The 12,332-nt window shown below is 58.8% G+C and carries 15 protein-coding genes; all 15 read left to right on the forward strand.

Annotated elements, in window-relative coordinates; all coding sequences use genetic code 11:
* Positions 1 to 139: 139 nt before the first annotated feature.
* The 15 genes from ACNPN0_RS13470 (at position 140) to ACNPN0_RS13540 (ending at position 12,325) form a co-directional block, all read left to right on the forward strand.
* Positions 140 to 3,646 carry a phage tail tape measure protein gene (locus tag ACNPN0_RS13470; protein WP_448938686.1) on the forward strand — a complete coding sequence of 1,169 codons (3,507 nt, stop codon included), beginning with the start codon at positions 140 to 142 and terminating at the stop codon, positions 3,644 to 3,646.
* Positions 3,646 to 4,338: a LysM peptidoglycan-binding domain-containing protein gene (locus ACNPN0_RS13475; protein WP_426734358.1), complete on the forward strand. Its 693-nt coding sequence runs from the start codon at positions 3,646 to 3,648 to the stop codon at positions 4,336 to 4,338. The genes ACNPN0_RS13470 and ACNPN0_RS13475 overlap by 1 nt, the downstream gene beginning before the upstream one ends.
* 12 nt (positions 4,339 to 4,350) lie before the next feature.
* A complete protein-coding gene (locus ACNPN0_RS13480; protein WP_448938933.1) occupies positions 4,351 to 5,772 on the forward strand; it encodes a CHAP domain-containing protein in 1,422 nt (473 codons plus the stop codon).
* Positions 5,769 to 6,170 carry a hypothetical protein gene (locus ACNPN0_RS13485; protein ID WP_448938688.1) on the forward strand — a complete coding sequence of 134 codons (402 nt, stop codon included), beginning with the start codon at positions 5,769 to 5,771 and terminating at the stop codon, positions 6,168 to 6,170. Before ACNPN0_RS13480 ends, ACNPN0_RS13485 begins: the two co-directional genes overlap by 4 nt.
* Before the next feature lie 113 nt (positions 6,171 to 6,283).
* Positions 6,284 to 6,877, forward strand: a complete 594-nt coding sequence (locus tag ACNPN0_RS13490; protein ID WP_448938934.1) for a hypothetical protein — start codon at positions 6,284 to 6,286, stop codon at positions 6,875 to 6,877.
* A gap of 2 nt (positions 6,878 to 6,879) precedes the next feature.
* Positions 6,880 to 7,281, forward strand: coding sequence for a hypothetical protein (locus ACNPN0_RS13495; protein ID WP_448938690.1), 402 nt, complete (start codon positions 6,880 to 6,882; stop codon positions 7,279 to 7,281).
* Positions 7,278 to 7,661: a hypothetical protein gene (locus tag ACNPN0_RS13500; protein ID WP_448938691.1), complete on the forward strand. Its 384-nt coding sequence runs from the start codon at positions 7,278 to 7,280 to the stop codon at positions 7,659 to 7,661. Before ACNPN0_RS13495 ends, ACNPN0_RS13500 begins: the two co-directional genes overlap by 4 nt.
* A 2-nt stretch (positions 7,662 to 7,663) precedes the next feature.
* Positions 7,664 to 8,026 carry a hypothetical protein gene (locus ACNPN0_RS13505; RefSeq protein ID WP_448938692.1) on the forward strand — a complete coding sequence of 121 codons (363 nt, stop codon included), beginning with the start codon at positions 7,664 to 7,666 and terminating at the stop codon, positions 8,024 to 8,026.
* Between the two features lies 1 nt (position 8,027).
* On the forward strand, positions 8,028 to 8,423 hold the full coding sequence (locus tag ACNPN0_RS13510) for a hypothetical protein (protein ID WP_448938693.1): 396 nt from the start codon (positions 8,028 to 8,030) through the stop codon (positions 8,421 to 8,423).
* Positions 8,420 to 8,812, forward strand: coding sequence for a hypothetical protein (locus ACNPN0_RS13515; RefSeq protein WP_448938694.1), 393 nt, complete (start codon positions 8,420 to 8,422; stop codon positions 8,810 to 8,812). Before ACNPN0_RS13510 ends, ACNPN0_RS13515 begins: the two co-directional genes overlap by 4 nt.
* A complete protein-coding gene (locus ACNPN0_RS13520) occupies positions 8,809 to 9,177 on the forward strand; it encodes a hypothetical protein (protein WP_448938695.1) in 369 nt (122 codons plus the stop codon). The genes ACNPN0_RS13515 and ACNPN0_RS13520 overlap by 4 nt, the downstream gene beginning before the upstream one ends.
* Positions 9,174 to 9,539: a hypothetical protein gene (locus ACNPN0_RS13525; protein WP_448938696.1), complete on the forward strand. Its 366-nt coding sequence runs from the start codon at positions 9,174 to 9,176 to the stop codon at positions 9,537 to 9,539. Before ACNPN0_RS13520 ends, ACNPN0_RS13525 begins: the two co-directional genes overlap by 4 nt.
* A 436-nt stretch (positions 9,540 to 9,975) precedes the next feature.
* A complete protein-coding gene (locus tag ACNPN0_RS13530; protein ID WP_448938697.1) occupies positions 9,976 to 11,400 on the forward strand; it encodes a pyocin knob domain-containing protein in 1,425 nt (474 codons plus the stop codon).
* 39 nt (positions 11,401 to 11,439) lie between these two features.
* Positions 11,440 to 11,922 carry a hypothetical protein gene (locus ACNPN0_RS13535; RefSeq protein WP_448938698.1) on the forward strand — a complete coding sequence of 161 codons (483 nt, stop codon included), beginning with the start codon at positions 11,440 to 11,442 and terminating at the stop codon, positions 11,920 to 11,922.
* On the forward strand, positions 11,915 to 12,325 hold the full coding sequence (locus ACNPN0_RS13540) for a hypothetical protein (protein ID WP_448938699.1): 411 nt from the start codon (positions 11,915 to 11,917) through the stop codon (positions 12,323 to 12,325). The genes ACNPN0_RS13535 and ACNPN0_RS13540 overlap by 8 nt, the downstream gene beginning before the upstream one ends.
* Positions 12,326 to 12,332 lie beyond the last annotated feature (7 nt).

A 12,332-nucleotide genomic window follows, 5' to 3' on the forward strand; every position in this document is an offset into this window, starting at 1 on the left:
GAATCTGCGCATTGATCCGGCCGTACTCCTGTTAGAGCGCGACTGGCGGGTAAACGCCGCAAGGGAAGCCGCCGCGTACGTCATCTCTGACGATGCGGAAGCGGCACAGAAATAGTAATCGCCGAAAGGGGGCAGAGCATTGTCTGTCAGTAGCAAAGTCACACTCACCGCAGAACTGAAAGACGAAATCTCTGCCCCTTTGGCGAAGGTCGACAAGATCTTCGAGCAGACTTCCAAGCGAATCGAAGACGCAAATAAGCGTCAAGGGGAGTCGGCCGAGTCCGCTGCCGCTGTCATTGAAAAAGCCACGGCCCGGGCCACTGGCGCTCAATCGGATATGGAGAAAGCTGTTGAGCGCGCCACTGGCAAGCGCTCGGATGCCCTGCATAACTTCGAGCAAGCTTCGGCACGGGCCACGATTGCTGAGAAGCGACTGGAAGAAGCCCGCGCCCGCGCCGATGGTGGTTCTGCAACGGTACTGACTGCTGAGAAAAACTTGGAAGCGGCACGGTACCGGCAAGAGAAAGCCCTGCACGCGGTGGCCACGGCGACCGGCGATCTTGAAGAGGCGCAAGCTGGCCTGCTCACTCAGAACGAGGAACTCGCCAAGGGGCCCACGGTTAACTCTAAGCAACGCAACGAGGGCCTAGACAACATCGCACCCGCTGTGACGGCTGTTGGCGGTGCCATGAGCTTAGGTTTCGGCAAGATGCTGAACACCTACGCCGACTTCGACAAGGCCATGTCTCAGGTGAAGGCATTCACCCAGGAATCCGACGCTAACATGGCGTTGCTGCGTGAAGCAGCTATCAGCGCAGGCGCGGACACCGCGTACTCCGCTGAGGAAGCTGCCGGGGCGATCAACGAGCTCGGTAAGGCTGGCGTGTCCACGCAGGACATTCTCAACGGTGGCCTGAACGGTGCCATGTCGCTGGCCGCTGCTGGCGAGCTAGAGGTGAGTAAGGCCGCGGAGATCGCTTCCACCGCAATGACGCAGTTCAAGCTGTCTGGGGACCAGATCCCGCACCTAGCTGACTTGTTGGCCGCCGGCGCTGGTAAGGCCATGGGCTCAGTAGAAGACCTCGGCATGGCTCTGGGGCAAGCCGGACTGGTTGCCTCGGCCACCGGTCTGAACATCGAGGAGACCACAGGTACTCTGGCGGCTTTCGCTTCCAACGGCCTGCTCGGCTCTGACGCGGGCACCTCATTCAAGACCATGCTGCAACGGCTCACCCCGCAGTCGAAGGAAGCCAAGAAGGAAATGGAAGCCCTCGGTATTAGCGCTTACGACGCTAATGGCGAGTTCATCGGCATGTCCGAATTTGCGGGCATCCTCCAAAACAGCATGAAAGACCTCACCGCTGAGCAACGCATGGCGTCCATGGGCATCATGTTCGGCTCCGACGCGATCCGTGCAGCCAACGTCCTCTACGAGCAGGGCGCAGAAGGCATCAGCAACTGGACGAAGGAAGTCAACGACTCAGGGTACGCCGCTAAGACCGCTGCAGACTTGCAGAACAATTTGGCCGGCGACCTCGAAAAGCTCGGCGGTTCCTTCGATACGGTCTTCCTGCAGTCGGGTTCAGGGGCGAATGACGCGCTGCGTGGCCTAGTCCAAACCGCGGAAGACTTCGTAGATATGGTCGGCACCATCCCGGGCCCAGTGCTCTCCTTCATCGGTGTGCTAACCGGCGTGACCGGCGGTGCACTGCTCTTGGGTGGTGGCTTGGTCCTGCTCATGCCAAAGATCATGGACACCATTGGCGGGTTCCGAGACCTGCAGGCCAGCGGTAGCCGAGTACCAGGCGTCATGGGAAAGATTGGGAAGGGCGTTGGATTGGCTACGGCTGCGTTCATCCTCCTACAGGCTGCGGTATCTGCGAACAATGCCCATGCACCGGATGCACGTGGTGTCGAGGACTTCGTAGATGTGTATTTGAAAGCACGTGACAAGGTTGCCAACGTCGGTGACTCGTTCAAGAACATGGACTTTGGCGATAAAAGCAATCTCACCGGCCAGATTGATAACGTCGGCGACGCGCTATCCAAGCTGGATCCCAAGTTCGGCAACATTCGCGGTCACCTGGCCTCGTTCGGCGCCACACACTTGGGTGCTGAAAACGGGTTGCCAGCATTGAAACGCGAACTTGAAGGTATCTCCGATGTCATGGCTACGGCTGTGAGCGACGGGGACTTCGAGGGTGCGTCCTCCGTATTCCGGCAGATGGTTGAATCAGCCGAAGCCGGCGGCAAGAGCATTTCGGATCTGACCCCCTACATGGGCGCTTACCTCGACTCGCTGCGCAATGTCGCTCACGGCGTGGGGGAGACAGTCACTGAGCAGGAACTTTTGAACTGGGCTATGTCCGGTGTCGAGCCTGTTGCTGTCACTGCAGCGCGAGCAACACAAGATGCCGCCGATAGTACCGGTGCACTTGGTGAAGCCGCCGGGCCAACTGCTGAGCAGATCGCGGCCATGGAAGAAGAGCTAGCCGAAGTGGGTCTCACCCTTGACGGCGTGATCGTCGGGATGGAGCAATTCCTTGACTTGCTGTTCGCGACCGGTCTGGCGACTATGTCGTCTCGTGATGCTCAGGCCAGTTACCAGGAAGCGTTGCGTGGAATCGACGAGACCGTGGACGAGCTGATTGAGAAGAACGGCAGCCTGTCCGGGGCGCTGAATCAGAACAAGAATGACTTCGATCTGACAACGGTCGCTGGTGCTGCCGCGAACTCTGCTTTCCAGGACTTGGCGCGCGGAGGCATGGACCAGGTGAAAGCCATGGCCAACGAGGGGCTTGGACAGGACGCACTGCAAGCCAAGCTCAGTGGGACTTACACGGACTTGGTCAACGCGGCTGATGCATTCGGTATTACGGGCAAGGCTGGTGAAGATCTTGCGCGGAAGATTCTAGGCATCCCTGATGGTGTGTCGATTGATTCGTGGATGTCCGAGACGGCGAAGCGCACCGCAGAGGACACCCGCGGTGCGATGGACAAGATCGATGGAAAAACCGTCAATACTTACGTCAACAACCATGTGAACACGCATAATACGCAGACTGTCTCGATCCAGCGTCAGATCACCGAGTCCATCACGCAGATCGATAACGGGCCGATCACTTCCCAGTTCGGTGGGCCACGACAGAACGCTGGCGGTGGGGTCTACCTTGCCGGAGGCGGTGTCATGCCCGGTTACGCGCCGGGTGTCGATGACATTCCTGCCGTGTTGTCTCGCGGTGAGGCGGTCTTGGTGCCTGAGCTCGTGCGTGCCATGGGCCCGTCGAACATCATGGCGCTCAACCATCTCTATTCTGGCGGCCGGCCTGCCGGTGGGGGACCTGCACGGGCGTCCATGGCTGACTTGGTGGCACGGTTCGCCGGCGGCGGCATCCCTGACACGGTACCTGGCGCGTGGGTCGACGAGTTCAAGCCGAACACGGCTCCTGCTTCTGCACCACCTTCGTTGGCGCCATCCCCTTCCAGAGGCAGCTCCGGAGGGAACATAACCCTCAACGAGGGCGCAGTCCAGGTGACGGTCTCGGCTGGTGCGGGAACGGATCCGGAAGAGCTGGGACGCATCATTCAGGAAGCCGTCCTTGCTGCGATGGAAGCCCAGCAGGAACAGATGGAGCAAGCGTACTGATGTCAGTGAAAATCCGGATCCTCTACAACCCGACGGTTCGTCCAGCCAAGCAAATGATGGTCATCGGGTCCAAGGGTCAGAAGATCTCGTTGTGGACCACCCCTGAGCAGTTCAGTTTCGAGCACGTTCCATCGTTCGGTGAAGTGACTCGTGAAGGGAAGCAGCCATTCACACGGATGACGGCGCCCGGGTTGAGGGAGGTTTCGTTTTCGCACCCCGTGGCCAACCTGAATTTCCAGCGGAACATCAACGCCCCGATCTGGAAGCTGCAGAAACTGATTCGGACCGGGCAGAAGGTGCGTTTCATCAACGGTCCGAACTTGTTCGCGTCAACGGTGTGGTTCAACGTCACGGGCTTCCGCATTGAGATCAAGCAGCTGTCGGGTCATAACCAGATCAGCTACGCGGTGCTTCATTGGAAGATCAAGCAAGCGGTGGATTCGCCGGCGTTGATCAAGAAGAAGTCGGCCAAGAAGCCTAAGCCGAAGCCGCGGAAAACGACGAAGAAGAAGGCCAAGAAGCAGGTTCAGAGGACCTACAAGATCAAGAAGGGCGACAGCCTGTTCAAGATCGCCGCGAAGCAGCTGGGCCGGGGATCCCGTTGGCCGGAGATTTGGAAGCTGAATAAGAAGGCCATCCCGAACCCGAACCGCATATCGGTTGGCAAGACCATCAAGCTACCGAAGAAGTAAGGAGAATCCTGCATGTCATCGACCATGGATGGATCAAAGCTGAAAAAGCTGACCATCAGCGGTGCAGCGTTCTCCAACGTCTCTGAAACGTGCGTGAGCGCCAGCCTGGACGTATCCACATCGTCGGTGTCCCAGATGAAGTTCGTTTTCAATGACACGCCCAGCATGCAGCTGTTCCGTTCAGGTTCGCTGAAGCGCGGAACCACGATCCGGTATGGCACCTGGTCTGTGACTATCGATGATGTTGGCACGAAGTCGGGGCCTGCTGGCCCGCAGGTGACAGTTACGGCCCTGTCGTCGTTCGTCACGAAGCTCCGGAAGCAAACGGGTGCAAAGAACTGGGGCAACCAGGACGTATCCGCATGGGTCCGCTCCCAGGCCAAGGCGGTCGGCATGACGTCGTACTGGATTCAACCGGGGCTGGGGAAACGCCAGATTATGCGGGAGAAGCCGGAAGGCTCCCGGCGGGAGTCGACGTGGGACGTGATGACCGCCCTCGCACGGGAACTCGGTGTCTGGCTTTTCGAGTACGGCGGACGGCTCGTGTTCGCACGGCCTACATGGATGATGGGCCAGTCCGGTCGCTCAACATGGCAGCTCACCTGGAACTCGTGGAGCGACTACTCGGCCTCCATGAACGGGCTGCCTAAATACAATGGCGGATCAGAGGGCCGCAAGGATGAGCGTCTAGAAGTTGGATTAGTCGCGGCCAATGGTGACACCGTGCGCCCGGGTGACGAGATAGCTCTGGGCGGCAACGTGGGCGAAATGGGCGGCCGGTGGATCGTCGTGTCTTGCTCCTACCCGATGACGGTTTCAGAGACGGTCAAGGTCGTTTGCGAGCGTCCGGTGAACCCTGAGAAGCAGGCGAAGGCCGGCGCAAAGAAGACAGCATCGACCAAGCGTAAAGAAGCGAAGGGCACTACGAAGAAAACCACGACGACGAAATCAAAGTCCTCATCTTCATCTTCATCGTCGACCAAGCAGAAAACCAGCCAATCACTGGAAGGGAGCCTTTGGTTCCGCCGCTGGGTTGTGAATAAGCACGGCGGCAAATGGGGCGTCGAGGGGTACGGCGTGCAGTGCGTCGGATTGACGAAGCAATACGCCAGGGACCTCTTCGGAGTGTGGCCTCGCGGCAACGGAAACCAGTGGTACGGGGGCAGCGTGCAGCGCCGGTACTTCACCCCTATTAGTAAGCATTCAACTGCTCGCGCGGGTGATATTGCGTGCTGGGGTGCACCATACGGAAAGATCGGCGGACGGTATTACGGCCACGTCGCTGTCGTGATCCGGGATAACGGTTCAACTGTCTATTGCTTGTCCCAGTCGGGTACTCGTGGATTGGGTGCCCACTACGCGACGTTCAACAAGGTTGGCCTGCAGGGTTATTTGCGGCCTAAGGGGCAGACTGCGAGGAACCAGCTGAAATGACGTGGATTTGGATGCTGGTTGCCCGGGTGACTGCGACGTGCGAGCTGACTGTTGATTCTCGTACTGATGTTCTTCTGGAACGGGCAGTGGAGGATGAGGGGACGGCTGAGCTGGCTGAGATTATTTCTTCGGCTGCTGCCGGGTTAGCCGAGTATGCTCCGGACACTGATCGGTTGCTTTTGGCGGTGACTACCCGGGACGGTGTGAAGGTTCCGGTGAATGATTTGCTCGATGCCGGCCTCCTGGTGGTGGACGGTGACGGCGGGCTTGGTTTCACCGTTGGCCGGGGGATGGTCGCGATGATGTTGACTGGGGATCTGGTCACGGTGCGGCACCCTGATTCGTCTGATTATGCTGCGGCGTATCAGCTTCCTGGCTTCAAGTATTGGAGGGCGTGATGGGTTCGCAGTCCGCTGGCCAGGTTTGGCGTGGCACGGTTACTCGGGTTCTTGAAGATGGTTTGGTGTGGGTGGTTGTTCCGCAGCTGATGGGTTCGGAGGCGTTGGGCCCCATGCCCTCGCACGGGTTGACTGCTGTTGATTCTCCGGTCCTGGTGGTGTTGCTGGGTGGTTCGCGGCAGGACATGGTCGCGGTCCCGGATCCGGACGCGCGTTTTGCCGAGGTTGAGGCGACGTTGGCGAAGATTCGTACGCCGGCGAAATCCTGGTGGCCTTCGGGGCATCCCGGCGTCGAGGCCATATCGAATGAGTGGGATCCCGATCGCGGGTGGGTTTCGTGGATTAATCTGACCAAGCTGGGAAGCACTGGTGATTTGGCGTTCGTTTATCCTTTCGCAGCGGGTGTGGCGTCTGTTTCTCGTCCTTCTGGTTGGCAGATGACAGTATTGCTGTCCGGTGTTTCTGGGGTTACGGGTCTGCAGCCGCGGGTGGATTACATGAACGGGGCAACCCGGGACGGTTCCAATGCGATGCTGTCGTTGGCTGTTTGGTCGGATTGGGCTTACCAGGTGGAGCATGACTTCATTCTCCCGGCTGGCCGGGCGGCGCGTCCCACTTTCGTTGCGCTCGGGGTGACAGCATCAAGCGTGGGACGGATCGGTTTGACTGCCCCGAAGCTTGCAGCCAAGTCGGAACGGAGCCAGTAAGCATGACTCTTATTCCGAATCAGCCTTACCCGGACTTGCCAGCGTGGGAAGACCTCGCGTCCATTCTTGTGAATGGATGGGGTGTTCCTGGTGCGGCGCAGTCGTTCCAAGGGTATGCGGAGAAGAACTCGGTGACGGTGTTCGGGCGTGTGCAGATTGGCTCTAGCCACGTTATTGGCGACCTGCCTCAGCATTTTCGTGCGATCCGGCCCCTGTCAGTTCAAGCTCTGATCTTGGGCGGTCCGTCTTGCCTGGTCGAGTTGCAGGGCGGGGCGGCTACTGGCGGTTGGCAGTTAGTAATGTCTGCCTACAGCTTGGGGCTGACCAACGCTCAGATGATTGCAACGTATGGCGGCAAGTATCTCTCCATTGCCGGCAGGTACCCGCGAAAGGCAGTGGCATGACCGAGCTTCCGCGTCTCGCGCAGCCGTACCCGGATAGCAAGCCATGGGTTGATCTGATGGCTTTCGTTGAACCGTCCTGGCTCACGGGAATGAACACTTCCTCGTTTCATTTCAATGGGCTGATCGAGGGCAACACGGCGCACCTGCATTTGCGCACGCGCCGCGGTACCAATTCAATCGTTGCGCTGAACCTGCCGGAGATGTTCGTGCCGGAAGGCAACAAGATGCTTCAAGCATTCTCGCCGTGGCATGACTTCAGCATCGGAATGCACCTGCGCACGGATGGAACGCTACGACTTTATACGCCGGGGCGAACGCTATCCGACGGCTCACTAGAGGACCTGTCTTTCCAGTACTCCTACACGCGAAAGGCGGGGTGAAGGTGGCTATTGATCTTCCGCTGATGCCGGTACCTTATCCTGATGCGAAGCCGGCCTACCAGATCGGTTCCTTGCTTGAAGTTGGAATCACGACGTTGGGCGGTTCAGGTTCATGCTGGGTGCAGATCACGGAGAATCTGATCATCGCTTCAATCCGTGTCAATCCGAGCGGCGCGATTGGCACACAAGGCTATATCGCATCGGGCCTTCCCAGTGAATTCTGGCCGTTGGTAAATACCCCAGACACCGCGCAGCAACAAGTGTTCTTGATGAATGATGGACGGATCTTCATGCGTCCTGCTGCTGGACGGTTGCAAGACATGACCGAGCTGAACGCGACCATCATCGCAGCACGGAAGGGATGAAATGAGCCTTGCAACCATCCCTCAGCCATATCCGGACCGTGAGCCATGGCTGGATCTGCACGAGTATGCAATCAATAACTGGTACATGCTCGGCGCTAATTCGTCGTTCAATTTCCTGGCCAAGGTCACGGCCAACGAAGTTACGATACAGCTGCACACTCGCGGTGGAACGGCACGGCAAATCACCTCGCCGCTGCCCACCGCGCTGTTACCCGAAGTTGGCGGCTCAGCGGTGCGCTACTGGACGCTCCCAGCATTCCAAAAAGATCTTGGCGCAGTAGTCCTAGAACTCCACTCAGATGGAACGCTCCACCTTCCCGCGTGGGGCAACGGCATTGCGGACGGAACGAATAAGAACATCGTCTGCCAAGCAACCTACGTTCGGAGGGCAGCATGAGCAGCATCTATGACTTCCCAAAAATGCCAATGCCCTACCCAGAGCAGAACCCTTGGTATGACCTATCGAGTCTCGTGCTCAATGGGTGGGCCGCCGACCCGGTGAACTTCCCGTTCATGGCGAAGATCGACGGGAACGAAATCAGCATCTATCTCCGCAGCCGGCGCGGAACTGATCGGTTCATCACGAGCGAATTACCGGACGAGATTATCCCTGCCGGCGACCGTGTATTCGGTGCGTATGGTGCCGCTCCTGGCGATATTGCGTTCTGGATGCGGACGGACGGACGCACGCAAATATTCTCGATCACCGGAGATTATGCAACGCTGACGGATGGCACGCTCAGCAACTACGTAGTTGAATCGACGTACCTACGGAGGCTGTCATGAACTTAGTTCGATACCCCGATAAAGCACGCCTCGATCCGCTGGCCGATAAGTACGTTTCAGGCATTGCAGCGCGTGGCCCAGGCGTTCGTACATTCCTTTACGTGGAAGCGAACAAGGCGACGCTGCATTTCGCGGCTGACGCGGTTTCTCCCGCATCCTCGACGCTACTCTTGCCGACCGGAACAATCGCCCCGGAAGATGCCCCGGCCAGCGCTGAGCGCGGCCTATGCGCGCTATCCGGCGAACCAGTGTTCGCTGTGATCGGGCCTTCAGGTTCGCTCGCCGTCGATTCCGCTTCACCTCGAAAGCTTGTTGCGGGCGATTGGATCATTGGCAAAGTCGAATGGGTGAGGAAACCAACATGAGCCTCGATCTGCCACCCGTTTCGCAGCCGTTCCCGGACTCTCTGCCGTTCTTTGATGTTCGGCAATTCCTGGTCAATGGTTGGACTTCAGCCGGTGTGCATACGTTCGCCATACGCCCGGACGGCAACGCACTTGACCTGATGCTCAGAGTCCGCGGAGACAATGCAAACGGCTTCTATATCGCCGAAGGCATCCCGATTCTCCCACCGTATGTCGTGCGCTTCCAGGGGTACTACAGCGAAACCGGGGGATCAGTATGGCTGGCGTTCAATAACGCTGGCGGGCTTTCCGTTAGCGGGCTAGGCGGCGGCCCATTCCCCGGTGAAATCTCGGCGATCGTCCGAATGCCAATGAAGAAATGAGGGCACCATGACCGAGCTAGCACTTTTGAACACGGCGTACCCGGACAATAACCCTTGGTTCGACCTGCGCGAGTACCTGGTCAACGGGTGGCGTTCAGCAGGATCGCAAACATGCGGAGTCTCAGCGTTGCCAAACCTATTGTTCTGGTCCATGCGACTAGTCGGAGACGACGCAACGAGCAACCAATTCTTGGCCAACATCCCGCTAGCATTGCTGCCACCTCAAAACCTACCGTTGCCCATCTACATGCCAGTCGGTGCAGCTTACTGCTACGTGAACCGCTCGAGTCGGCTCATAAGCTATTCGTCAAGCACCATGGCCGGACTGCCAGCTTGGGATCGCAAAGGTGAACTAATCGTCACCGGGATGACACCCAGAGGGACACCCGTCTAACTCCTCCCACACGCGGCCGCCGGTTTCCTGCACCCTAGGCGCATGGCTGTTGAACAGACTTCGCCCCACGGGTTGAAAAAGTACACGGCCGGTACGGACCCTATCCCGGGGCGTGTCGGCCATAACCTCATGGTTGACCAGATCAACATGATCCCTGGCCTCGGCATCGGGCCACTATCGTCGCGCCCTGCACCGTCGTTTGGACTACGGTTCTGGGTTGAAGAATCCACGAAGCGGCTCAGCGTGAACCTTGGCACCGAGTGGGTCGGCATCGCTAATCTGGGCGGCATCGTAACCAGCGGCGTGATGATCGGCGGAACGTCGTCGGAGGGTGTTTCCGATCGAGCCGCGCGCGGGGACCACGTCCATGCCCTCCCACTGGCAACGAGTACGGCGCCTGGCGCCATGTCCTCCGATGACAAGGCGAAGTTGGACGCAGCGTCATCCGTTGCTGGCCCTAATACGCTTCTGCGAGCAAACGCCAACGGTGATTTCTCGGTGCGCACACCGACTGCCGGCTCTCATCCTGCCCACAAGACGTACGTCGATGGCCTTGTAGCGCCGCTCGCGGTCAAGCAACCAATATCCCTTGGTGGGGCAGTCAACCTCGACAACCTGCGAACCACCGAAGATTACTTGCAGACTCAGAACGCTAACGCGGCGTCGGGCGCCAACTATCCGCTGCCGCTTGCTGGACGGCTCAGAGTAGTGGCGGCAACTAACGGACTGATGGTATGGCAGTACTACACAACCTACGGGCTCGGTACACGTCACTTCTGGCGGGCCTACTACGAAAACACGGGTACCGACGGCGCTTGGTCGGCCTGGAATGAGTCCCGCACGAACGTTGCGACCACTAGCGAGCCTGGCCTGTTCTCTCCTGAGGACAAGACCCTGTTCAATAATGCGACGGCGCTGCCATCAAATAACTCGTTGTGCCGGCGCAATGAGTACGGTGGTATCCAATTCCACAGTATTCTGCTCACCGCACCACAACAGGCCGACATCAACGCTGTGGTACGCAAAGACTACCTGGACGCCCAGATCAGCGGACGAGCCCCGGCATCGCATACCCACTCGGCGACACAGACCACCAGCGGCGTTTTTAGCTCGGCTCGCCTGCCTGACGCGTCATCGTCAGCGAAGGGCGCCATGTCGATTACCGACAAAAACAAGCTGGACAAAATGGATGTACGTTCCATCAGTGCGGGGTCGGGCACCTTCCCAGCGTTGGCTGCAACCGGGAACCAGGGCCCCTACACGCACCGCGCCAGCGTGAACATCACCTTCCCGACAGGTCTATTTGCTGCAGCACCCACAGTCGTCGCTCAGCTGCTTATCTCAAACCCGGGCCAGTTCTCCGCAGTAGGCGTCAGCAACATTTCCTCAACTGGCGCCACGCTGTGGGTCTCCGGAATCGGAACAGCTCCTGTCGGCTTCCACTGGCAGGCGGTGCTCCAAGCATGAAACGAATCTTGGTTGAGCGCCGGATAAGAAAGGTGCGTCATGCCTAACCACGTCTATCATCCAGTCCGGAACCCGCCCCGATGGTGGGACCGGCTGCTCGTGCACCCGCTGGACACTACGGTCGCGGTCGTCGCGGTGATCTTCGGGCTGATCGTCATTTTGTCCTTATTCCTGCCGGACTTCACCCCCTCAAAGAGCATGGACAAGATGCCCGGCCCCATCATCGTGCTAGTGTCCGGTTTCCTCGGCACTGGCGGGTTGCTCGCCCTCGTCGGATTGAATTGGAGCGGGGACAACGTATCAACAGGATGGGCGCTCGAACAGTTCGGCTGGTGGCTTGCCGCAGGCGGTTTCGTGACCTTCGCCTTGTCCGTGTCCTGGCATTACCCGGGGAGCATGTTCTCCTGGGGGATACCTCTTGCACTCGGCGTGGGGTCCGTATTGCGGGCGGTGTCGATCATCATGATCGAACGTGGAGTGCGCCGCACTTTGAAGGAAGTTGAGTCTCACGCCCATGAGTGAAACGTCGATCGTAGCAATCATCCTGGGGGTACTGACATTGCTCACGGGTGGCGGCTTCTGGGGATACCGGCAGTTCAGCCGAGAGGCGCCCATCAAAAAGCGTGACGCGGACATTGCGGCGGCTGACACGTCAGTACAGATGGCGTTAGCTATCGCGAAATCCGCGAAGGAGCACAGCGAGGGGCTCGCGAAGGAGCTCACCACAGAGCGCGGAGAACGCCAGAAACTTTCAGGCCGTGTCGATGGGCTGGAAAACCACATACGTGAGCAAAACAAGACGATCGAACGTTTACGGAACGCGATCAGCGTTTTCGCTGCCGCATGGGATGACCTGACACACCGGTGGGAGCACTACCGAAAGTCGGATCATCCACCTGCCCGGCCAAATATCAACATCGAATAAGGGACCC

Source organism: Glutamicibacter sp. AGC84, assembly GCF_053543575.1.

Coding starts and splice junctions, on each gene's coding strand:
- ACNPN0_RS13515 (WP_448938694.1), top strand. CDS start 8,420: ATGAGCAGCATCTATGACTTCCCAAAAATGCCAATGCCCTACCCAGAG.
- ACNPN0_RS13530 (WP_448938697.1), top strand. CDS start 9,976: ATGGCTGTTGAACAGACTTCGCCCCACGGGTTGAAAAAGTACACGGCC.
- ACNPN0_RS13535 (WP_448938698.1), top strand. CDS start 11,440: ATGCCTAACCACGTCTATCATCCAGTCCGGAACCCGCCCCGATGGTGG.
- ACNPN0_RS13540 (WP_448938699.1), top strand. CDS start 11,915: ATGAGTGAAACGTCGATCGTAGCAATCATCCTGGGGGTACTGACATTG.
- ACNPN0_RS13520 (WP_448938695.1), top strand. CDS start 8,809: ATGAACTTAGTTCGATACCCCGATAAAGCACGCCTCGATCCGCTGGCC.
- ACNPN0_RS13490 (WP_448938934.1), top strand. CDS start 6,284: ATGCCCTCGCACGGGTTGACTGCTGTTGATTCTCCGGTCCTGGTGGTG.
- ACNPN0_RS13485 (WP_448938688.1), top strand. CDS start 5,769: ATGACGTGGATTTGGATGCTGGTTGCCCGGGTGACTGCGACGTGCGAG.
- ACNPN0_RS13500 (WP_448938691.1), top strand. CDS start 7,278: ATGACCGAGCTTCCGCGTCTCGCGCAGCCGTACCCGGATAGCAAGCCA.
- ACNPN0_RS13480 (WP_448938933.1), top strand. CDS start 4,351: ATGTCATCGACCATGGATGGATCAAAGCTGAAAAAGCTGACCATCAGC.
- ACNPN0_RS13475 (WP_426734358.1), top strand. CDS start 3,646: ATGTCAGTGAAAATCCGGATCCTCTACAACCCGACGGTTCGTCCAGCC.
- ACNPN0_RS13495 (WP_448938690.1), top strand. CDS start 6,880: ATGACTCTTATTCCGAATCAGCCTTACCCGGACTTGCCAGCGTGGGAA.
- ACNPN0_RS13525 (WP_448938696.1), top strand. CDS start 9,174: ATGAGCCTCGATCTGCCACCCGTTTCGCAGCCGTTCCCGGACTCTCTG.
- ACNPN0_RS13510 (WP_448938693.1), top strand. CDS start 8,028: ATGAGCCTTGCAACCATCCCTCAGCCATATCCGGACCGTGAGCCATGG.